Below are 20,423 nucleotides of genomic sequence, written 5' to 3'. Positions count from 1 at the left end.
CGCCTGCGACCGGCAGCCGACCGACGCCAACCCCGAGGGGGCCGGACCACCTCCTCACCAACTCGGAGCTGCGCACGGCGGAAGACCCGGCCGCCCCCGCCGAGAACGAGAGCTGGGCCCGGTGGACGCGCGACCACGCCGAGCCGGTGCGCTCGCTCACCTCCACGCGCTACGACGACCTGCGCTTCCTGGGGCCGCTGCTGGAGGGCAGGCGCATCGTGCAGCTGGGCGAGAGCGGCCACGGCGTGCGCGAGTTCGACCAGGCCAAGGTGCGCCTCATCCGCTACCTGCACGAGCAGCTGGGCTACGACGTCATCGCCTTCGAGAGCAGCGTGTTCGAGTGCTGGCGGGCCAACCAGGGCGCGGTGCTCGCCGAGGCGCGGCAGACCATGCGCAGCTGCACCTACGCCGTGTGGTGGACGAACGAGGTGCTGGAGCTCTTCGAGTACATCCGGCAGACGCACCAGACCGATCGGCCGCTCATTTTGGCCGGGATCGACATGAAGCCGTCCACTTCGCTGGGGAACTACGAGGCCCCGCTCCTCCTGCGCGAGGTGGTGGAGAAGGCCGACGCCGAGTACGCGCTCAGGGCGCGCTCGCTCGACGTGCAGTTCCTCGACGAGTACCGGGCGATCGCCCGCAGCGTGCCGCCGTTCGGGCCGGCGTGGGCTTCGCTGGAGCGCCTGCTCCCCGCCTACGACTCGCTGCTGGCTTGGATGGACCAGCACCGAAGCGAGATCGTGGGCGCCTACGGCGGCCGCGCCGAGCGCTTCACGGTGGCGCGGCAGACGGTGTACTCGCGCATCCGCCAGATCCGGCAGCTCAACCTGCCGTCCAGCTCCATCGAGGGCAACCTGCAGCGCGAGGTGGGGATGGCCGACAACCTGGACGCGCTCCTCCAGGGGATGTACCCGGGGAAGAAGGTGATCGTCTGGGCGCACAACTACCACATCCAGCACGACCGCGCCCGCCTCCTCCCGGGCGACGGGAGCACACCGCCCGACGTGGGCGACTTCAACACCATGGGGCACTTCGTGATGCAGCGCCACCGGGCGGAGCTGTACACGGTGGGGCTCTTCATGTACCGCGGCAGCGCGGCCTGGAACGACCGCGAGATCTACACCGTCGCCCCGGCCGTCGCGGGGAGCCTGGAGTCGCTCGGCTACCGCGTGCGCATGCAGCACTTCTTCCTGGACCTCTCCGGCGCGCGGGGCCGCGGCAGCGAGTGGGTGGGGCAGATGATCCGGATGAAGGAGTGGGGAGTCTGGGACATGATCCAGGTGCCGCGGGAGCAGTACGACGGGATCCTGTTCGTCGATACCGTCAGCCCGCCGGAGTACCTCTGAAGTGCGAAGTGCGAAGTGCGTGAGTGCGTGAGTGCGTGAGTGCGTGGGTGCGGCAAGCCTCCCGCATTCACGCACTCGTGTCACTCTCCGCACTCATGTCATTCCGAGGGAGCGCCGCGCGGGCCTCGCCTCCACACCGAACCCTGGCGCGACCGAGGAATCTACTCGCCCTCGCCTGGTGGCCTGCCGCACGCGCCGATCCTCGCCCTGAGCCGCTGTTCCGCCTGGGACGAGGATCCCGGATAATCCGGGATGCCGCCCGCGCTCACGTCGACATTGCTTGCGGCGGGGGCCGCCGGGAAACAGATTATGGCTGCCCGCTGGCGCCCTCCGCCGGCTCCCGCCGACTCCCCGCCTCTTCCTTCCACGCCCTCTCCGATGAGCACACCGTTCCGCCCGCGCAACGTCCCGGAGATCCTGGACGCGTCGTTCCAGGTGCTGCGCGGCCACTACCTCCCGATCCTGACCGCGACGGGGGTGCTCCTGCTCCCCACCGCCCTGCTGGGCATCGCGGCGCCCGAGCTGGCGTGGGCCGGCAACCTGCTGCGGCTGGTCCTGGCGAACTTCGCCTCCGCGGCCACGGTGCTCATCGTCGCCGACCTGTACCTGGGGCGCGACGTCGACGGGCTGCGCGCGGTGCGCGAGGCCTTCTCGCACGGGTGGAGGCTGATCGGCGCCTCGATCCTGGCGGGGCTGATCACGATCGTTGGGTTCGTCCTCTGCATCGTCCCGGGATTCCTGGCGATGCTCCTGCTCTTCGCGGCGTCCATCGCGGTGGTGGTGGAGGGTAAGGGGCCCATCGCCGCGCTCGAGCGCTCGGTGGACCTGGCCAACGACAACATGCTGCGCATCCTGCTCACCTCGGTGATGGCGCAGGTGATCGTCACCGTGGCCGGCGAGGGGCTCAAGGTGCTCGCCCTTTTCGCGGAGCCCGTGCTCGGCCCGCGGGCGGCTGCGCTGGCGGACGTCTTCACCATCCTGCTGTCGCCCTTCCCGGCGGTGGTCTCCACCGTGCTCTACTTCGACATCCGCGTGCGCAAGGAGGGCTTCGGGATGGACGACCTCTCCGACCTGGTGCAGGCCATGTCCGCCGAGCAGCCGCGCGCGGGGGTGCCGGGCGCCTGACGGGCGCGTCGGGCGGGAGCGGGAGGAAGGGGGGTCGAGCGAGCGTACCGGTCCGTTCCGGCTCTCGACAGCGCCCGCCGGCCGGGGTAGGTTTCCGCCTTCCGCGCCAGGCACGGCAACCCCCGAGTCGAGAGATAGATGGAAGCGCTGAAGCAGGCCGATCCCGACATCCACCGGCTGCTGGTGGAGGAAGCCGAGCGGCAGGAGCACCAGCTGGAGATGATCGCCTCCGAGAACTTCGTCTCGCAGGCGGTGCTGCAGGCCATGGGCTCGGTGCTCACCAACAAGTACGCCGAAGGCTACCCCGGCAAGCGCTACTACGGCGGCTGCGAGGTGGTCGACGAGGTCGAGCGGCTGGCCCAGCAGCGGCTCCTGCAGCTCTTCGGCGCCGAGCACGTCAACGTGCAGCCGCACTCCGGCGCGCAGGCCAACATGGCCGCCTACTTCGCGCTGATGGAGCCGGGCGACACCATCCTGGGGATGAACCTCTCCGAGGGCGGCCACCTCACGCACGGCTCCCCCGTCAACTTCAGCGGCCGCCTCTTCCGCGTGGTCGCCTACGGCGTGCGCCAGGACGACCACCGCATCGACTACGGGCGCTTGCGCGACCAGGCGCTCGAGGTGCGGCCGAAGGTGATCGTGGCCGGCGCCAGCGCCTACCCGCGGCAGATCGACTTCGAGACGTTCGCCGAGATCGCGCGCGAGAGCGGGGCCAGGCTGGTGGTCGACATGGCCCACATCGCGGGCCTGGTCGCCACGGGGCACCACCCCAACCCCGTCCCCCACGCCGACATCGTCACCTCCACCACCCACAAGACGCTGCGCGGCCCCCGCGGCGGGCTGATCCTCTGCACCGAAGAGCACGCCAAGGCGGTGGACAAGCAGATCTTCCCCGGCATCCAGGGCGGCCCGCTGATGCACGTGATCGCCTCGAAGGCGGTGGCGTTCGGCGAGGCGCTCAGGCCCGAGTTCGGCGACTACTCGGCGCGGGTGATCGCCAATGCGCAGGCGCTGGCCGAGGGGCTCCTGGAGCGCGGCTTCAAGCTGGTCTCCGGCGGCACCGACAACCACCTGCTCCTGGTGGACCTGCGCAGCAAGGGCGTGACGGGGAAGATCGCCGAGAAGGCGCTGGACCGCGCCGGCATCACCGTCAACAAGAACACGGTCCCCGGCGAGACCGAGTCGCCCTTCGTCACCAGCGGCATCCGCATCGGCACCCCCGCGCTCACCACGCGCGGGCTGGGGACGGACGAGATGCGCGCCATCGCCGTCCTCATCGACCGCGTCGTCTCGAAGCCCGACGACGAGGGCGTGGCGGACCAAGTGCGCGGCGAGGTGCGGGAGATCTGCGCGCGCTTCCCGCTCTACGGCGAGTGGGCGAGAGCTTGAACGGCAGTGCCCAGTGCCAAGTGCCAAGTGCCCAGGAACTGCTTGGCACATCGGCATACTGGGCACTAGGCACTGGGCACTGGGCACTTTTCGTATGACCGAGCCCTGGCACCCCGGCGAGACGCCGGAAGAGCAGGCCGCCCGCCGCGAGGCGTACGAGCGGCTGGCGGGGGCGGCGCGGCGCGTCGGGCTGTCGCTCGACCGGCTGGGCGCGCTGCTGCGCCAGCTCCTGAAGAGCGAGCTGGAGACGCGCCGCTTCCTGGCCGAGGAGGTCTACGGCGTCCCCGACCACGCCCTCGACGACCTCCTGCGCATCCGCCTCGCCGAGCTCGACGAGCCCCCGCCCGACGAGGCGCCGTAGGCATCCGAGCCCCACGGCTACGGATGATGATGGCCCGTCTCCGAGGGTTGACTGATGTGCCTCTGCGCATAAAATTTGAAATAGGATGCGCACAGGAGGATTCCATGGCCAAGAGCACGCTGAACCTTTCTATTGACGACGCGGCGATCGAGCGCGCCCGGCGCTACAGTGAGCGCCACGACACCAGTATTTCCCGGCTCGTCAGCGACTTTCTCGCACGACTGCCGTTGGAAGAGGACGAGCAGGAACTCGCGCTTTCACCCACGGTCCGCAGGTTGTACGGGATCGCCGAAGGCGGTCCTGACGAGGACGACTATCATCGTTACCTCCTGGAGAAGTACGGGTGAAGCTCCTCGTCGACATCAACGTTGTTCTGGACGTGGTGCTGAAGCGCCATCCATGGATGGCAGACGCCGCCAGGGTGCTGACCGAGATCGACACGGGGGCCGCAACCGGCTACGTCGCCGGCCACACGCTTACGACCGCGCATTATGTCATGGCGAAGGCGCAAGGATCACAAGCTGCGACCATCGCCATTGCTGACTTGTTGCGCTTCCTCGAAGTCGTCGCGGTCGAGAAAACGGATTTCCTTCAGGCCATTGCGCTGGGTTTGAGCGATTTTGAGGACGCGGTCCAGGCTGCTTGCGCGCTCAAGGTGGGGGTAGACTACATCGTTACGCGAAACGAGAAGGACTTCGCTGGACTTCCGATTCCCGCCCGCTCCTCCGGCGAGATCCTCGCGCTGCTCTGAGTCGGTCCACTGTCCTGCCTTCCGGCGAACCGCCGCGCCCGTCCGGTGTACTCCTACGGCTTCCCGTGGAATCCAGCGCAGCACCGAGCCATGAAGAAAGCCTACATCGAGACGTACGGGTGCCAGATGAACATCAGCGATTCGGAGCTGATGGCCGGCATCCTGGCGGAGCAGGGGTACGTCGCCACCGACACCCCCGACGACGCCGACGTCATCCTGGTGAACACCTGCGCCATCCGCGACCACGCGGAGCAGCGCGTGATCGGCCGCGTCGGCCAGCTCCAGCAGGTGCGCCGCGAGCGCCCCGACGTGGTGATCGGCGTCACCGGGTGCATGGCGCAGCGCATGGGCGAGACGCTGCTGTCGAAGTCCGGCGGCGTGGACCTGGTGATGGGCCCCGACGCCTACCGCCAGCTCCCCGCGAAGCTCGCCGAGCTGCGCCCCGCCGCCGCCCCGAAGACGCATCGCGCCCTGCCCACCATCGGCGCGGGGCCGAAGGGGCTCACGGTGCTGGGCTTCGACCCGTTCGAGAACTACGAGGGCGTCGCCGCGAAGCGCACCTCCGCCGTCAGCGCCTGGGTGCCGATCCAGCGCGGGTGCAACTACCGCTGCACCTACTGCATCGTCCCCTACGTGCGCGGCGGCGAGAAGAACCGCGACCCGCAGGCGATCCTGGCCGAGGTGCGCGCCCTGGCCGAAGACGGCGTCCCCGAGGTCACCCTGCTGGGGCAGACCGTCAACAGCTACGAGCACGGCGACTGGGACTTCCCCCGCCTGCTGCGCGAGGTGGCGCGCGTGGACGGCATCCGCCGCGTGCGCTTCACCTCGCCGCACCCCAACGACTTCACCCGCGCGCTGGTGGAGGTGATGGCCGGCGAGCCCGCCGTCTGCAAGCAGCTCCACCTCCCGGTGCAGAGCGGGCACGACCGCACGCTCAAGCGGATGCTGCGCCGCTACACCGTCGCCGAGTACCTGGAGAAGCTCGCCTGGGTGCGCGAGGCGATCCCGCAGGTCGCCCTCTCCACCGACGTGATCGTGGCCTTCCCCGGCGAGACCGAGGAAGAGTACCAGGCCACGCTCGAGCTGATGCGCACCGTGCGCTACGACGACGCGTTCATGTACCGCTACAGCGAGCGCGAGGGCACCCCGGCCACCCGCCTGCCGCGCGACCAGTTCGTCCCCGAGCCGGTGGGCCAGGCGCGCCTGGAGCGGCTGATCGAGCTGCAGCGCAAGGTCCAGCTCGAGATCAACCGCGCCGAGGTGGGCCGCGTGGAAGAGGTGCTGGTGGAGAAGGAGGGGCGCCGCGGCGGCGTGCAGGGGCGCACCGGGTCCAACAAGGTGGTCAACTTCGACGGCCCCGCCTCGCTCGTCGGCACCTTCGCCACCGTGCGGCTCACGGCCACCACCGGCGCCACCTTCACGGGCGAGCGCGTGGACGTGGGCGTCCCGGCCGGGATGGCGGCATGACGGGTGCCGGACGCTGGCTCCCGCTCGCGGCGGTCACGCTGCTGGCGGGAGCCTTCGCGTACCTGAACCGGGGCGAGACGGTCTCCCTCCGGCTTGGCCTCGCCACCTTCCACCAGGCGCCGCTCACCGTCGTCTGCTTCCTGGCCTTCCTCTTCGGCATGCTCTCCATGCTGGCGCTGGGGCTCAGGCACGACCTGCGGCACCGCCGCTGGCTGCGCGAGCGCGGCCTCCTCGCCGACTCCCCGGCCGCCCCCGCCGCCGATCGCACCGCCCCCGGCCGCCGGGACCAGACCATTCCCTGACCCAGCCACTCGGCCCGGCTCCCCATCGGCTCGCGGCTCCGGGCTCCCCGCTCCGCCGGAACCACGTTACTATTCAGAAGCGGTCCTCGTTCGAACGACCTTCCGTCCGTGCCCGTGATGGGACGCCTCGCCCGCCTCCGCACCCTGGCCGCCCTGCTGCCGGCCCTGCTCCCGGCCGCCGGCTGCGCCGTGGCGATCGCCGCGCTGACCCCCGCGCCGCCCGCGGCCGCGGGCGAGCTCGGCCCCGTCGTCGGCGCCGTGCAGGAGTGGGCCAACCGCGTGCGCCGCGAGAACGGCGCCCCCGTGCTGCGGCGCGACGAGGCCCTGGAGAAGGTCGCCGCCGAGTACAGCCGCGAGCTGGCCGCGCGCGGCGAGCTCGCGCACGAGTCGCCCACCCCCGGCCGCGCCACTCCCGCCGAGCGCCTGGCCGCCGGGGGCGCCCGCTTCGGCCGCTGGGCCGAGAACCTGGCCTGGGCCACCGAAGGGCGCGACAACGTGGGGTGGCGGGTGGTCAACGGCTGGATGTTCTCCCCCGGCCACCGCGCCCACCTGCTCGACCCCGGCTTCCACTACGTGGGCACCGGCGTGGCGCAGGGCCGCGACGGCAGCTGGTACGTGGTCCAGCTCTACGCCGCCCAGCCGCTGCACCAGCGCCGGCGCGCCTCGCGCGGCGGCCTGGACGCCTCGCGCTGACCCGGCGCGGCCCGTCAGAAACCCTCCGCCGCGGCCGTTCCACCGGTTGCCTCCACCCACCGCCGCCGCCCGCGGGATCATGGGAAGCACGGTGCACGCGCGCCGAACCGGCGCCCTCGTCCTCGCCCTCGCCTGGCACCTGGCCGGGTGCGACACGCCGAAGCCCGGCTCGCAGCCGGAGCCGCGGCCCACCGCCCCGGCCGTCGAGCCCTCGGCGCGGGTGGCGCGCGCGGTGCTGGGGCAGGCGAACCAGGCGCGCCGGCAGCTGGGCCTGGCCGCGCTCAAGCCCGACCGCGTGCTCGACGACGTCGCCCGGGAGTTCAGCCGCGAGCTGGCCCGCCGCGGCGAGGTCACGCACCTCTCCACCGCCCCCTACCGCCGCACCCTGGCCGACCGCCTGCGCGCCGGCGGGGCCGTCTTCGGCGCCTCGGCCGAGAACCTGGCCCGGAGCGTCGAGGCCGAAGAGCTCCTCCCCGCGCAGGTGGTGGTGCTGTGGATGCGCACCCCGGGCGCGCGCCAGCCGCTGGCCACCCCCGAGTTCGCCTTCGCCGGCACCGGCGCCGCGCGGGCCGAAGACGGCGCCTGGTACGTGGTCCAGATCTACGCCGCCCCCCGCGGAGTCGACGGCGTCATCGGCCTCCCCCAGCCGTAGCGCACTCTCGCACTTCGCACTCAACGCACTAACGCACTGCGGTTTGGGCATGTCCCTCCGCTGCGCTCCGGGCCGGGCTGCGCGCGCCGTAGGCCTGCAAACAACGCAGGCCAACGGCGCCGGGCCACCGCCGCGACGATACCCCGTGTCGCGGCGGCGTCCCGGCCCTGTCGGGCGCGCATCCCTCATGCAACTTCGTCGCGCGCGAGGGTCGCGAGCGGCTGAAGCCGCCCGCTGGAACCACGGAAAGCCTCGCGAACCCCCGCGAGGCTTCAACCGCGGAACCCCATTCGCTCCGCGCCTGGTTTCGTCGCGCGAAGCGCCGAGGTGTTTCCCCTCCACCGCGCAGCGGGGGAGGGAGCGCGCCCTCTGGCTGCGAGGAACGAGCAGCCGAGGGTCGCGCGGGGAGGGGGCACCCCCGGCGGCCTTCGCCGCCGGCTTCCCCCTTGCGCCGGACCCGTCCCTCCCCTATCATCCCACCGTTCACTCCGTCCAATTCCCTCCCGTTCGCCCGCGTCCCGCCTCACCTCTCCCGCGGATGACCCACCTCCGGCTCCCCCTCGTCACCGCCTTCCTCGCGTTCCTGGCGGGACTCCTTTGCGGGCTTCGCGTGGAAGGGGTCGCCCCCGGCACCGCGTGGCTCGCCCTCCCGCTCCTCCTGGCACCCCTCGCCCACGCGCGGCTCGTCGGCGAGAAGCTGAAGCCGCGCGCCGTCGAGGCCCTCCTCCTCGCCGCCCTGGCGCTGGCCGGCGCCGGCCACGGCGCGGGCGGGCGGCTGGCGGCGGCCGAGGACTGCCGGGCGACGCTCGCGGACGGCACCCGGCTCGCCGTCCGCGGCGCGCTCGGGGCCAACTTCCTCCCCCCGGCCGACTCCGCGGGGCGCATCCCCCTCCTCCCGCTCCGCCTCGCGAGCGCGGTGACGGAGACAGGCCGCGTCGCCCGGTGCGACGTCGAGGTGCGCGTGCGGCTGCCGCGCGGGACGGCGGCGCTGGCGGCGGGGACCGAGCTGCGCGTCGCCGGCGAGTGGCGCCTGATGCCGTCTCCCGTCGACCCGTCCGCCTGGCCGCGCAGCCCCGCCTACACGGGCTACGTCCTCGCGAAGGAGGCGGAAGCCGCGCGCCCGCCGGACCTCGCGCGCCACCCGCTGCTGGTGATGCGCGGGCACACCGAGGCGCAGCTGCACCGCCTCTTCCCCCGCCACGGCGCGCTGGCCGACGCCCTCCTCCTGGGCCGGCGCGAGACGCTCGACCGCGAGCTGGCCGACCGCTTCGCCAGGTCCGGCCTGGTGCACCTGCTGGCGATCTCGGGCACCCACGTCGCCCTGGTGGGCGCCGTCTTCGTCCTCCTCGGCAGCGTCCTGCGCCTCTCTCGCGTCCGCACCGCGTGGCTCACCATCGCCCTGGTGGCGCTCTACCTGGCAGTGATCGGCGCGCCGCCCTCGGCGCTGCGCTCGGGGGTGATGATGGCGCTCACGCTGCTGACGCTCGTCCTGCAGCGCCCCTCCGCGCCCCTGCCGATCGTCGCCGCCGCCGCGCTCCTCCTCCTGGCGCTCGACCCGCTGGCCGCGCTCGACGTCGGCTTCCAGCTCTCCTTCGCCGGCGTGCTCGGCATCCTCCTCCTGCGCGGGCCGCTGTGGGAGCGCGTCCCCGCCCGGCTGCGGAAGGGGAAGCTCGCGCGCCCGCTCGCCGAGTCGCTGGTGACCAGCCTGGCCGCCTTCGCCGCCACCGCGCCCGTGGTCGCGCACCACTTCGGGACCGTGGCGCCCGTCTCCATCCTGGCCAACCTCCCGGCGATCCCCCTCTCCTCCCTGGCCCTGGTCGGCATCGGCGCGGCGGCGGCCACCGAGCCCGTCCTCCCGCCGCTCGCCCGGCTCTTCGCCGACGGGGCGGGCGTCGCGCTCGACCTCCTGGACCGCGTGGTCGACCTGGCCGTGGCCGTCCCCGGCGGGCACGCGGCGGTGGCGCGGCCGCGCTGGTGGCTGTGGGCCGCCGCCGCGCTCGCCGCGCTCCTGGCGCTGGACCTGGCCGCCCGGCTGCGCCCCCGCGTGCGCCGCGCGCTGGCCGCGGCCGCCGCCTGCGCCGCGCTCCTGGTCTTCCCCCTGGCGGCCGACCCGGGCGGCGGCGCGCTGGAGATCGCCTTCCTCGACGTGGGCCAGGGCGACGCCATCGCGCTGCGCACCCCCGCGGGGCACTGGGTGCTGGTGGACGCCGGCCTCGCCGACGAGCGCTTCGACGCGGGCGAGAAGCGCGTGCTCCCCTACCTGCGCGCCCACGGCGCGAAGCGCGTCGAGGCGCTGGTGCTCACGCATCCGCACTCCGACCACATCGGCGGCGCCGCCGCGGTGATGCGCGGGATCCCCGTCGGGAGGCTGATCGAGCCCGGGCTGCCGTTCGGGACGCCGGTCTACCTCCAGACCCTGGAGACTGCCGAGGCGCGCGGCGTGGAGTGGGCTGCCGCGAGGTGGGACCGGACCTTGCGGGTGGACGGCGTGGAACTTGAGTTTCTCTGGCCGGCACCGGACGCTCTTGACGCCCCCGCCGACGCGAACGACATTTCCGCCGTGATCCTGCTCCGCTACGGCGGCTTCGCCGCGCTGCTCACCGGCGACGCGCCCGCCTGGGTGGAAGAGCGCCTGGCCGCTCTACACGGCGAGCGGCTGCGCGCCCAGGTGCTCAAGGCCGGCCACCACGGCAGCGCCACCTCCAGCTCCGACGCCTTCCTGGCCGCCGTCCGCCCCGCCCTCGCCGTGATCTCGTGCGGCCGGCGCAACGAGTACGGCCACCCCTCGCCCGCGGTCGTCGCGCGGATGCGGCGGCGCGGGGTCGAAGTGGCGCGCACCGACGAGGACGGGACGGTGGTGGTGCGGGTGGAGGCCGGCGGCGCCTGGCGGAGGGTGGACCGGTGAGCGTGCTCGACCCGCTGGTGGACCGGGTGCTGGGCCCCAGGGTGCCCCCGGCGGAGGTGCCCTACCCGCTCCCGCCGGGCGTCACCGTGCGGCGCAACCGGCTGATCCCGGCCGTCGGCGGGCTCTTCATGCGCCGCGAGGGGAGGCCGCACCGGCCCGCGGCCGCGGTCACGCTCGGCAAGACCATCCTGGTCGACGCCGGGGCGCCGCTCACCGACGACCTGATCGTGCACGAGCTGGTGCACGTGGAGCAGTGGAAGAGCCCGCTCTTCCCGCTGAAGTACCTCTGGGAGTCGGTCCGGCACGGCTACTGGAACAACCGCTACGAAGTCGACGCGTACGCGCGGCAGAAGCGCTACGCCGAGGAACGTCCATCCGCACCGCAGAGGACCGAGTGACCAGCAAGGGCGTCATCACCATCGAGCGCCACATCATCGAAGCCGAGCGCGAGTTCCCCGAGGCCACCGGCGCCTTCTCCAACATCCTGTACGACATCGCCTTCGCCGCCAAGCTGATCGCCCGCGAGGTGCGCCGCGCGGGGCTCGGCGACGTGCTGGGGATGACCGGCGAGGTGAACGTGCAGGGCGAGGAGGTGCGCAAGCTCGACGAGTTCGCCAACGAGGTGATCTTCAAGGCGCTCGACCACACCGGGCACCTGTGCGGGATGGCGTCGGAGGAGGTGGAGGACTTCATCCCCATCCCCGACCGCTTTCCCACCGGCAAGTACTGCGTGCTCTACGACCCGCTCGACGGCTCGTCGAACATCGACGCCAACGTGAGCGTGGGCACCATCTTCTCCATCCACCGCAAGGTGAGCGACGACCCGCGCGGGTGCGTGGCCGACTGCCTGCAGCGGGGCTCGCGGCAGGTGGCGGCCGGCTACGTGGTCTACGGCTCGTCGACCATGCTCGTCTACACCACCGGAAACGGGGTGCACGGCTTCACGCTGGAGCCCTCCATCGGCGAGTTCCTGCTGTCGCACCCCAACATCCGCATCCCGGTGCCGGGGCAGCGCATCTACAGCGTGAACGAGGGGAACTACGGCAAGTGGAGCCCGGAGCAGCGCAGGCTGGTGGACCACCTGAAGGGAGTGGACGGGGAGATCGCCAAGCCGTTCACCTCGCGCTACATCGGCTCGCTGGTGGCCGACTTCCACCGCAACCTGCTGTACGGCGGCCTCTTCATGTACCCGGCCGACGCCAAGAGCCCGAACGGGAAGCTGCGCCTCCTCTACGAGGCCGCCCCCCTGGCGATGATCGCCGAGGGCGCGGGCGGCAAGGCCAGCAACGGCCGCAAGCGCATCCTGGACGTGGAGCCCACCGAGCTGCACCAGCGCACGCCGCTCTTCATCGGCAGCGCCGAGTACGTGGACCTGGCCGACCGCTTCCTGGCCCGCGCCCCCGCCGAAGAGCTGGAGCCCGCCGGCGTCTGACCGCCTCGACGGATTAGCGGAGACGATGCAGCCCCGGCCTCCTCGCGAGGGCCGGGGCTTTCACGCATCCGCTTCATGCGCCTCGGTCTCATCGCCACTTCTCTCCCTCGGCGTGCCATTGGGTGTAAAAAGAATTTGTACATAGGCTCGCAACCTTGATGACAATGTTGACAAAAAGATTCGGGAACTACAGTTTCTCTCCACGCCGTCGTGCAGCGAAACGAGGTACACCCGCGCGTCCAGCTTCCATGTCCAGGTGTCACTCCACCCCTCTTACGGAGCGAAGATCATGCAGAAGTGCACTCTTTCCAGCGGGCTGTTCTGTGCGGGTGCCGTCGCCCTGATGCTGGCCGTTGTTGCCGGCGTCCCGGACCTCCGCGCCCAGACCGATCACGAGAAGATCGGAGGGTGCGCGAACGGGGATCGCCAACTCTGCCAGACCACCTCCACCACCACGTGCAACGCGGACAAGACCTCGTGCACGACGACCACCACCTACTACTACTACTTCCTGTAGCCGCGCCGAGCGACCGCTTGCAACCGGCTGATGGTTGTTCGATGGCGCGGGTGTGCCCGGTCTGCAACTTTTTCGTCTCATTCCCAAGCTCGTAGAACCTCTGGAAGGTCAATCCATGTCTTCACGCGTCTTCCTCGCCACGGGGTACGTGGCTCTCGCCGTGACCGTCGCCTGGACGGCGCTCCACGGCCGGCCGGCGGCGGCGCCGGTCCTGGCGCACTCGCTTCCCGCGGTGGCTGCGGGACGCGGCGCCCCGGTCGTCGCGATCGTCCTGCACCCGCAGGATTGCGCGGGTCGGATCGAAGCGCTGGCGGCGTGGAACGAGCTCCACCGGAGCGGACTCGTGAAGGTGGTGGGGCTGGTCTCCGGAGCGGGGGGAGGGCCGGACGCACTGGAGCGGATCCGGCGGGGAGTGGGGATCGAGTTCCCGCTCCGGAGCACCTCCCGGGCGGAGGTGCATGGCGCGCTCCGCGCGCTGAACTACCGGTCCACGCCGATGGCCGTCCTGCTCGATGCCGGGAACCGCGTGCGGAGCGCCGTGCCGCTGTCCGAAGCGGACGCGCGCAGCGCCGTGGAGGTGATCGCGGCGCAGGCGCGGCTGCTGGGGGAGCCGCGCCAGGTCCGGCGCGGGCCCGTCCGCCCCTTGCCGGCACAGCGCGGATGAACCGGCGATTCGTCCGCCCGCTCGTGCTGCTCCTGGCGGCCGCCGCCGCAGGCGCGGGGTGCGACCGGCGCGACGAGCCGCTCCGGGACGGCGGCGCGTCGGAGCGGCGGATCACGGTGACCAGGTGGGACACCCTCTGGTCGGCCGGCGGGGCCCTGCAGGACTCGCTCCTCCTCCGGCCGTACCTGCTGGCGGCCGGGGATTCCGCCGTGTACGTCTTCGACGGCGGCTCCAGCCGGCTACTCGCGTTCGGGCGGTCCGACGGGGCGCTCCGCTGGATGTCGGGCCGCAGGGGCGGCGGCCCGGGAGAGTTCCAGCGGGTGCGGGACCTGAAGCTCGCCGCGAACGCCTCGCCCGTGCTGCTGGATGTCGCGAACCGCCGCATCACCTTCCTGGACGGCCGGGGCGCCCTGCGGGACGAGATCCCCCTACCGGACGTGGGCTATGCCGACCAGATGGTCCCGCTCGCGGACGGCCGCGTGGTCCTGCTCACCGACCGGCCGGACAGCGCGCTCGCGGTGGTGGATAGGGGTGGAAGAGTGGCGGAGCGCGTGCCGTTCCCCTGGCAGGAGTTCTCGAAGCTCCACCCCCTGGTGCGGCAGGGCTCCCTGGCCGCGAGCCGCCACGGGGAGTCGTGGGTGTTCGGCTTCTCGCTGGGTGACGGCTGGCTCGGCTTCCGCGGCACCCGTCCGCTGCGGGACCTGAACCCGTACGTCGAGCCGGCCGAGTTCCCGAAGGTGGAGACACGGTCGGAGGGCGGCACCGTCACCACGCGGCTGGCGTCCTACACGCCGTGTTCCGGGTGCGACATCAGCATGGATGGCGCCGACGTCTACGTTCTCTTCGGAGGGCTCACCGCCAGCCGGCGCGCGCTGCTGGACCGTTACGCCGTCGAGAGCGGGCGGTATCGGGAGACGTTCCTCCTCCCCGTCAGAGCCACGAAAGCGGCCGTCGCGGATGGTGTCGTCTACGTGCTGGTGGACGAGCCGTATCCCGCCGTGCTGGCGCTCCGGCCGCGCCGCAACTGAACGGCAGCGGGAGCGGACGGATCGGTCCGCTCCCGTTTGATGATCACCCGCAGGCCACGCAGGCGGCCCTTTCGCGGCGTCGCCACGGCTTAACCGCCCTCCGCCGACCCCTCCCGCTCCTTCAGCTCCCGCTTGGCGATGTCGATCCACTCCTTCTCCTCGCGCCGGTAGTGCGACGAGGAGACGCGGGCATGGCGGACGATGGCGTCGAACACGGCGCGAGCCTCGTCGTGGCGGCCCAGGCGCTGGAGGAGGAGGCCGTAGCGCGCGCGTCCCTCCTCGCCCGCGCCGCGCCCGGCGAGCCGCTGGTACTCGGCCAGCGCCTCGTCCAGGTCGCCGCGCTCCTCGTGGATGCGCGCCGAGAGGAGGAGCTGCTCGGGGGTGAGCGTGGTCGCCTTCCGCAGCCGGTCCATCGTCTCGCGCGCCTGCGGGAGGTCGCCGTTCTCGAAGTAGGCGATGGTCGTCTCGTAGAGCAGCTTCGGGTCGTCGGCGTAGATCCCCTGCGCGCAGCCCTGGTAGGTGCGGATCGCGTCCTCCTTCCGCCCCGCGCGCAGGTACGCCCGCGCCAGCTCCATGCGGTTGTTCACGGTGGGGCTGAGCGCCACCACGTCTTCCAGGCGGCGGATCTCGGCCGCGGGGTTGATCATCCGCGCCACGTCGCGGGCCACCGAGCGCGCCCGCCCGCCCGCGCGCGCCGAGGGGAGGTACTCCGCGAACAGGTACACCAGGCTGCCCACCAGCGGGAAGAAGAAGATCACGAAGATCCACCACGCGCGCCCGCGCCGGTACGCGTGCACGGCGAAGAACACGTTGACGGCCAGCAGGACGAGGCCGAAGGCGTCGTAGTAGTAGCCGAACATCGCGGAGGCGCGGAGGAGCCCGGTGGGCGGGGGAAGCGTGTGCCGGAGCCGTCAAAATCAGGCGAAAGCCGACCGAAGGCAAGCGTTTCGGCATCCCCGCCCTCGTTCCCGGTTCGCGGTCCGGTCCTGCGTCGAAGCGCGGTGGCGCGATTCGTGGAATCCTGTTAAGATGTTGCGTCTTCTGGACTTCCTCCCTTCGCCAATCCCCATCTGTTTCATCGCAGGAGCAGCTCTCGTGAAGAAGAATCGGTTCGCCGTCGCGGCCCTCGGCCTGGCGCTGGCCGGGTGCGCCACCATCATGCAGGGCGGCAGCCAGTACGTGGGCGTCTCCAGCTCGCCGACCGGCGCCGCGGTGTTCGTCGACGACCAGCCGGCGGGGGTGACTCCCACCACGCTGAACCTGACCCGCAGGGACCACCACGTGGTGCGCCTGGAGCTGCCCGGCTACCAGCCGTACGAGATCCAGCTCGTCCGCGGCGTGAGCGGCTGGGTGTGGGGGAACCTGGTGTTCGGCGGCCTTCCCGGCCTGGCCGTGGACGCGCTCACCGGCGGGATCTACAAACTCACGCCGAACACCGTGAACGCCACGCTGGCCACCGGCGCCACCACGCTGCGCACCGGCGACCAGCTCCACGTGCAGGTCGTCCTCGCCGCCGACCCCGCCTGGCAGAAGATCGGCCAGCTCACGCGCGAGTGACCTCCGCCTGACGAACGAAGCCCCGGCGCACCTCCCGAGCGCCGGGTAGGATGACGAAACCCTCCCTCCGTGCAGCCTGCGCAGGCAGGCTTCCCGTGGTTCCAGCGAGGGGCTTCAGCCCATCGCACCCAGCCCATCGTACGGCCGGCCGCGCGTCGGGCGAATCCCCGCGTTAGAATACCCCGCACGACCCGCGGCCTCGCGCCGTCCACGATCCCGATCCACCCCGCCACCGGACGCATCCCCGCGATGCCCGAGCTCCCCGAAGTCGCCGTCTACCTCGAAGCGCTCGACCGCCTCGTCCGCGGGCAGCCGCTGGTGAAGCTGCGGCTGGGCAACCCGTTCGTCCTGCGCACCGTAGACCCCCCGCCCGCCGAGCTCGCCGGCCGGCGCGTGACCGGGCTGCGGCGTCTCGGCAAGCGGATCGTGATCGCGCTGGAGGGCGAGCTCTTCGTCGTGATTCACCTGATGGTCGCGGGACGCTTCAAGTGGCTGCCGCCGGGCGCGAAGCTGCCGGGGAAGATCGGCCTGGCCGCGCTCGACTTCCCCGAGGGCACCCTCGTGCTCACCGAGACAGGGACCAAGCGCCGCGCGTCGATCCACCTGGTGCGGGGAGAGGAGGCGCTGCGGGCGATGGACCGCGGCGGGCTGGAGGTGATGGGCTCCACGCCCGAGCGGTTCCGCGAGGCGCTCACGCGCGAGCGGCACACCCTCAAGCGCGCGCTGACCGACCCGCGCCTCTTCAGCGGGATCGGCAACGCCTACGCGGACGAGATCCTCCACCGCGCCCGCCTTTCGCCGCTGAAGCTGACGACCAGCCTCGACGACGAGGAGCACGCGCGGCTGCACCGGGCCACCATCGACACGCTGGCCGACTGGACCGACCGCCTCCGCCGCGAAGCCGGCGCGGGCCTGCCGGAGAAGGTGACGGCGTTCCGCGAGGGGATGGCGGTGCACGGCCGCTACGGCCAGCCGTGCCCCGACTGCGGCACGCCCGTGCAGCGGATCGTGTACGCCGAGAACGAGACCAACTACTGCGCCCGCTGCCAGACCGGCGGCCGCCTCCTGGCCGACCGCGCGCTCTCGCGCCTGCTCAAGGGCGACTGGCCCCGCTCCCTGGACGAGCTGGAGTAGGCCGAGGGTCGCGAGTGCCGGGTCGCGATGGGCTCAAGCCCCTCGCTGGGAACGACGGAAAGCCTCGCAAACCCCCGCGAGGCTTCAACCGCGCAAACCCGATCGCTCGTCCGCCTCGCAACGTAAAGTTCACCCTCTCCCAGACCTGGGAGAGGGTTGCCGCTCTAAGGCGGCGGGTGAGGGCCCCGCGCGGAAGCCTGCCGAAGCGCACCGGACCCTGCGTGCCTTCCGTCGCGCGAAGCGCTGGGGTGTTGGCGGGCGTCGCCGCGATCAATCCGCCGCCACCGGCTCCCCGACCTCCGCCGCTTCTTCCGACGTGGGCGCCTCCGCCGCGCTCGCGGCCTCGCGCTCCCGGCGCAACTGCTCGTCGGCCAGCGCGGCGTGGGCGGCGGCCAGGCGCGCGATGGGGACGCGGTACGGCGAGCAGGAGACGTACTGCAGCCCCACGCGGTGGAAGAACTCGATCGAGCGTGGGTCGCCGCCGTGCTCGCCGCAGATCCCCAGCTTCAGGTCGGCGCGCGCCTGCCGCCCCAGCCGGCACGCCATCTCCACCAGCTTTCCCACCCCACCCACGTCCAGCGACTGGAACGGGTCGTCGGGGATGATGCCCTCCTCCACGTACACGGGCAGGAAGCGCCCCGCGTCGTCGCGCGAGAGCCCGAACGTCGTCTGCGTCAGGTCGTTGGTGCCGAAGGAGAAGAACTGCGCCTCCGCCGCGATCTCGTCGGCCGTGAGCGCGGCGCGCGGCAGCTCGATCATCGTCCCCACCAGGTAGGGCACGCTCGTCCCCGCCACCTCGAACACCTCCTCGGCCACGTCGTCGACGATCCGCTTCTGCCGGCGCAGCTCCTCCACGGTGCTCACCAGCGGCACCATGATCTCCGGGAAGACGCGCACCCCCTCGCGCGCCACGTTCACCGCCGCCTCGAAGATCGCCTGCGCCTGCATCCAGGTGATGTCGGGGGAGGTGATCCCCAGCCGGCAGCCGCGGTGGCCCAGCATCGGGTTGGTCTCGTGGTGCTGCTCCACCCGCATGCGCAGCTTCACCGCCGGCTGCCCCGTCTTGCGCGCCAGGTGCTTGATCTCCGAGTCGCCGTGGGGGAGGAACTCGTGCAGCGGCGGGTCCAGCAGGCGGATGGTCACCGGCAGCCCGTCCATCGCCCGGAAGATCCCCTCGAAGTCGCCGCGCTGCATCGGCAGCAGCCGCGCCGCGGCGATGGCGCGCCGGGCGCCGCTGTCGGCCAGGATCATCTCGCGCACGGCGTCGATGCGGTCGCCCTCGAAGAACATGTGCTCGGTGCGGCAGAGCCCGATCCCCTCGGCCCCGAAGCGGCGCGCCACCCCGGCGTCGTGCGGCGTGTCGGCGTTGGTGCGCACTCCCAGCCGGCGGAAGCCGTCGGCCCACTCCATCAGCCGCCGGAAGTGCTCGGTGAGCTCGGGCTCGGCCGTGGGCACCTGCCCCAGGATCACCCGCCCCGTGCTGCCGTCCAGGGTGATCCAGTCGCCCTCGCTGACGGTGACTCCGTGCACGGTGAAGCGGCGCCGCGCCTCGTCGACCTCGATCTCGCCGGCACCCGCGACGCAGCACTTCCCCATCCCGCGGGCGACGACGGCCGCGTGGCTCGTCATCCCCCCGCGGCAGGTGAGGATCCCCTGCGCCGCCACCATCCCGTGGAAGTCGTCGGGGCTGGTCTCGCGCCGCACCAGGATCACGGGGTCGCCGGCTCCGCGCTCGGCCGCCTCGTCGGGGTTGAACACCACGTGCCCCGACGCCGCGCCCGGCGAGGCGGGCAGCCCCGTGGTGAGCACGTGCACCTGGGCGTCGGGGGCAATGGTGGGGTGCAGGAGCTGGTCGAGCTGCTCCGGCTGCACCCGCAGCACCGCCTCCTCGGGGGTGATGAGCCCCTCGTCCACCATCTCCACCGCCATGCGCACCGCCGCGCGGCCCGTGCGCTTGGCCGAGCGCGTCTGCAGCAGCCACAGGGTGCCGCGCTCCACCGTGAACTCCAGGTCCTGCGCGTCGCGGTAGTGCCGCTCCAGCAGCCGCTGCGCCTCCAGCAGCTCCCCGTACGCCTTCGGCATCACCTCGCCCATGCGCGCGATCGGGAGCGGGTCGCGGATGCCGGCCACCACGTCCTCGCCCTGCGCGTTCACCAGGAACTCGCCGTAGAACGCCTTCTCGCCGGTGGACGGGTCGCGGGTGAAGCAGACGCCCGTGGCGCTGTCGTCGCCCATGTTGCCGAACACCATGGTGCAGACGTTCACCGCCGTCCCCAGGTCGTCGGAGATGCCGTTCACGCGCCGGTACGCCTTCGCGCGCGGCGTGTCCCAGCTCCGGAAGACGGCGTGGATGGCGCCCCAGAGCTGGTCCTGCGGGTCGTCGGGGAAGGCCTGACCGGTGGCGGCCTTCACCAGAGCCTTGAACTCGCCGGTGAGACGGCGCAGGTCGGCGGCGGAGAGCTCGGTGTCCTCACGGACGCCCCGTTCCCGCTTCATCTCCTCGATCAGCCGCTCGCAGCGGCCGGCGGGGACGCCCAGCACCACGTCGCCGTACATCTGCACGAAACGCCGGTAGCTGTCGAAGGCGAAGCGCTCGTTCTCCGTGCGCTCCGCCAGCGCCGCGACCGTCTCGTCGTTGAGCCCCAGGTTCAGGATGGTGTCCATCATCCCGGGCATCGAGAACTTCGCCCCCGAGCGCACCGAGACCAGCAGCGGGTCGGGCCCGCGCCCGAAGCTCTTCCCCGTGGCCTCCTCCAGTCGCTTAAGCGCCGCGCCGACCTCCTCCGCCAGCCCCGCGGGGTCGTCGCCGGAGCGCAGGTACAGGCGGCAGACCTCGGTGGTGATGGTGAAGCCGGGGGGGACGGGAACGCCGATGCGCGCCATCTCGGCCAGGCCGGCGCCCTTGCCGCCCAGGAGGTCCTTCATCTCCTGGCTGCCCTCGGTCTGGCCCGCGCCGAAGAAGTAGACGTAGCGGGTGGACATGTGTCGGTCTCGGGGTGGTCGGGAACCAGCGACAGCGTGCCGTTTCGAGGCAAGAATGGTTCCGGCCCCCGCCTCACGACATCGGGGGGATGCGGTGGAAGAAAGGTGGTGCGATGGG

The 20,423-nt window shown here is 72.0% G+C and carries 20 protein-coding genes; 18 read left to right on the top strand and 2 right to left on the bottom strand.

Features of this window, described 5'->3' with window-relative positions; translation table 11 throughout:
- Window positions 1-146 precede the first annotated feature (146 nt).
- From VF746_12635 to VF746_12560, 16 genes are all read left to right on the top strand, one after another.
- The gene (locus tag VF746_12635) at window positions 147-1,346 is read left to right on the top strand and encodes an erythromycin esterase family protein (protein HEX8693265.1); all 1,200 of its coding nucleotides are present in this window, start codon (window positions 147-149) and stop codon (window positions 1,344-1,346) included.
- A 378-nt stretch (window positions 1,347-1,724) separates the two neighbouring features.
- The gene (locus tag VF746_12630) at window positions 1,725-2,471 is read left to right on the top strand and encodes a hypothetical protein (protein HEX8693264.1); all 747 of its coding nucleotides are present in this window, start codon (window positions 1,725-1,727) and stop codon (window positions 2,469-2,471) included.
- Between the two features lie 138 nt (window positions 2,472-2,609).
- Window positions 2,610-3,860 carry a serine hydroxymethyltransferase gene (gene glyA / locus VF746_12625; GenBank protein ID HEX8693263.1) on the top strand — a complete coding sequence of 417 codons (1,251 nt, stop codon included), beginning with the start codon at window positions 2,610-2,612 and terminating at the stop codon, window positions 3,858-3,860.
- 94 nt (window positions 3,861-3,954) lie between these two features.
- Window positions 3,955-4,221: a hypothetical protein gene (locus VF746_12620; protein HEX8693262.1), complete on the top strand. Its 267-nt coding sequence runs from the start codon at window positions 3,955-3,957 to the stop codon at window positions 4,219-4,221.
- 104 nt (window positions 4,222-4,325) lie between these two features.
- A complete protein-coding gene (locus VF746_12615) occupies window positions 4,326-4,568 on the top strand; it encodes a DUF6364 family protein (protein HEX8693261.1) in 243 nt (80 codons plus the stop codon).
- Entirely contained in the window at window positions 4,565-4,972 is a 408-nt protein-coding gene (locus VF746_12610; GenBank protein ID HEX8693260.1) for a PIN domain-containing protein, read from the top strand. Before VF746_12615 ends, VF746_12610 begins: the two co-directional genes overlap by 4 nt.
- A gap of 90 nt (window positions 4,973-5,062) precedes the next feature.
- Window positions 5,063-6,439 (top strand): tRNA (N6-isopentenyl adenosine(37)-C2)-methylthiotransferase MiaB, encoded by a 1,377-nt coding sequence (gene miaB, locus VF746_12605; GenBank protein ID HEX8693259.1) that lies wholly within the window; start codon window positions 5,063-5,065, stop codon window positions 6,437-6,439.
- On the top strand, window positions 6,436-6,741 hold the full coding sequence (locus VF746_12600) for a LapA family protein (GenBank protein ID HEX8693258.1): 306 nt from the start codon (window positions 6,436-6,438) through the stop codon (window positions 6,739-6,741). The genes miaB and VF746_12600 overlap by 4 nt, the downstream gene beginning before the upstream one ends.
- Before the next feature lie 117 nt (window positions 6,742-6,858).
- Entirely contained in the window at window positions 6,859-7,434 is a 576-nt protein-coding gene (locus tag VF746_12595; protein HEX8693257.1) for a CAP domain-containing protein, read from the top strand.
- A 91-nt stretch (window positions 7,435-7,525) separates the two neighbouring features.
- A complete protein-coding gene (locus VF746_12590) occupies window positions 7,526-8,086 on the top strand; it encodes a CAP domain-containing protein (GenBank protein HEX8693256.1) in 561 nt (186 codons plus the stop codon).
- 538 nt (window positions 8,087-8,624) lie between these two features.
- The gene (locus VF746_12585; protein ID HEX8693255.1) at window positions 8,625-10,991 is read left to right on the top strand and encodes a DNA internalization-related competence protein ComEC/Rec2; all 2,367 of its coding nucleotides are present in this window, start codon (window positions 8,625-8,627) and stop codon (window positions 10,989-10,991) included.
- On the top strand, window positions 10,988-11,389 hold the full coding sequence (locus VF746_12580) for a hypothetical protein (GenBank protein ID HEX8693254.1): 402 nt from the start codon (window positions 10,988-10,990) through the stop codon (window positions 11,387-11,389). Before VF746_12585 ends, VF746_12580 begins: the two co-directional genes overlap by 4 nt.
- Complete coding sequence (fbp, locus tag VF746_12575; GenBank protein ID HEX8693253.1) at window positions 11,386-12,423, top strand: class 1 fructose-bisphosphatase; 1,038 nt, start codon at window positions 11,386-11,388, stop codon at window positions 12,421-12,423. Before VF746_12580 ends, fbp begins: the two co-directional genes overlap by 4 nt.
- Window positions 12,424-12,712: 289 nt before the next feature.
- A complete protein-coding gene (locus tag VF746_12570) occupies window positions 12,713-12,940 on the top strand; it encodes a hypothetical protein (protein ID HEX8693252.1) in 228 nt (75 codons plus the stop codon).
- A gap of 115 nt (window positions 12,941-13,055) precedes the next feature.
- Window positions 13,056-13,604: a hypothetical protein gene (locus tag VF746_12565; protein ID HEX8693251.1), complete on the top strand. Its 549-nt coding sequence runs from the start codon at window positions 13,056-13,058 to the stop codon at window positions 13,602-13,604.
- Window positions 13,601-14,632 (top strand): hypothetical protein, encoded by a 1,032-nt coding sequence (locus VF746_12560; GenBank protein ID HEX8693250.1) that lies wholly within the window; start codon window positions 13,601-13,603, stop codon window positions 14,630-14,632. Before VF746_12565 ends, VF746_12560 begins: the two co-directional genes overlap by 4 nt.
- Before the next feature lie 89 nt (window positions 14,633-14,721).
- On the opposite strand, the gene VF746_12555 is transcribed toward VF746_12560, so the two are convergent.
- Entirely contained in the window at window positions 14,722-15,492 is a 771-nt protein-coding gene (locus tag VF746_12555; GenBank protein HEX8693249.1) for a tetratricopeptide repeat protein, read from the bottom strand.
- Window positions 15,493-15,727: 235 nt separating this feature from the next.
- Between VF746_12555 and VF746_12550 the strand changes: the two genes are divergently transcribed.
- Together VF746_12550 and VF746_12545 are read left to right on the top strand one after the other, a co-directional pair.
- Window positions 15,728-16,189, top strand: coding sequence for a PEGA domain-containing protein (locus VF746_12550; protein ID HEX8693248.1), 462 nt, complete (start codon window positions 15,728-15,730; stop codon window positions 16,187-16,189).
- A 249-nt stretch (window positions 16,190-16,438) separates the two neighbouring features.
- Window positions 16,439-17,323 carry a DNA-formamidopyrimidine glycosylase family protein gene (locus tag VF746_12545; protein ID HEX8693247.1) on the top strand — a complete coding sequence of 295 codons (885 nt, stop codon included), beginning with the start codon at window positions 16,439-16,441 and terminating at the stop codon, window positions 17,321-17,323.
- 270 nt (window positions 17,324-17,593) lie between these two features.
- On the opposite strand, the gene ppdK is transcribed toward VF746_12545, so the two are convergent.
- Window positions 17,594-20,305, bottom strand: a complete 2,712-nt coding sequence (gene ppdK, locus VF746_12540; protein HEX8693246.1) for a pyruvate, phosphate dikinase — start codon at window positions 20,303-20,305, stop codon at window positions 17,594-17,596.
- Window positions 20,306-20,423: the final 118 nt, after the last annotated feature.

The organism is Longimicrobium sp. (assembly GCA_036389795.1).
In the GTDB taxonomy this organism is placed as follows: domain Bacteria; phylum Gemmatimonadota; class Gemmatimonadetes; order Longimicrobiales; family Longimicrobiaceae; genus Longimicrobium.
Note: the sequence above shows the minus strand (reverse complement) of the source record. Positions and strands in the feature narration are given on the sequence as shown.

What these genes read in the sequence shown, in the direction of transcription:
- VF746_12545 (HEX8693247.1), top strand. Translation starts at nt 16,439, where the DNA reads ATGCCCGAGCTCCCCGAAGTCGCCGTCTACCTCGAAGCGCTCGACCGC.
- glyA (HEX8693263.1), top strand. Translation starts at nt 2,610, where the DNA reads ATGGAAGCGCTGAAGCAGGCCGATCCCGACATCCACCGGCTGCTGGTG.
- VF746_12555 (HEX8693249.1), bottom strand. Translation starts at nt 15,492, where the DNA reads ATGTTCGGCTACTACTACGACGCCTTCGGCCTCGTCCTGCTGGCCGTC.
- VF746_12560 (HEX8693250.1), top strand. Translation starts at nt 13,601, where the DNA reads ATGAACCGGCGATTCGTCCGCCCGCTCGTGCTGCTCCTGGCGGCCGCC.
- VF746_12620 (HEX8693262.1), top strand. Translation starts at nt 3,955, where the DNA reads ATGACCGAGCCCTGGCACCCCGGCGAGACGCCGGAAGAGCAGGCCGCC.
- VF746_12600 (HEX8693258.1), top strand. Translation starts at nt 6,436, where the DNA reads ATGACGGGTGCCGGACGCTGGCTCCCGCTCGCGGCGGTCACGCTGCTG.
- VF746_12565 (HEX8693251.1), top strand. Translation starts at nt 13,056, where the DNA reads ATGTCTTCACGCGTCTTCCTCGCCACGGGGTACGTGGCTCTCGCCGTG.
- ppdK (HEX8693246.1), bottom strand. Translation starts at nt 20,305, where the DNA reads ATGTCCACCCGCTACGTCTACTTCTTCGGCGCGGGCCAGACCGAGGGC.
- VF746_12630 (HEX8693264.1), top strand. Translation starts at nt 1,725, where the DNA reads ATGAGCACACCGTTCCGCCCGCGCAACGTCCCGGAGATCCTGGACGCG.
- VF746_12585 (HEX8693255.1), top strand. Translation starts at nt 8,625, where the DNA reads ATGACCCACCTCCGGCTCCCCCTCGTCACCGCCTTCCTCGCGTTCCTG.
- miaB (HEX8693259.1), top strand. Translation starts at nt 5,063, where the DNA reads ATGAAGAAAGCCTACATCGAGACGTACGGGTGCCAGATGAACATCAGC.
- VF746_12570 (HEX8693252.1), top strand. Translation starts at nt 12,713, where the DNA reads ATGCAGAAGTGCACTCTTTCCAGCGGGCTGTTCTGTGCGGGTGCCGTC.
- VF746_12595 (HEX8693257.1), top strand. Translation starts at nt 6,859, where the DNA reads ATGGGACGCCTCGCCCGCCTCCGCACCCTGGCCGCCCTGCTGCCGGCC.
- VF746_12615 (HEX8693261.1), top strand. Translation starts at nt 4,326, where the DNA reads ATGGCCAAGAGCACGCTGAACCTTTCTATTGACGACGCGGCGATCGAG.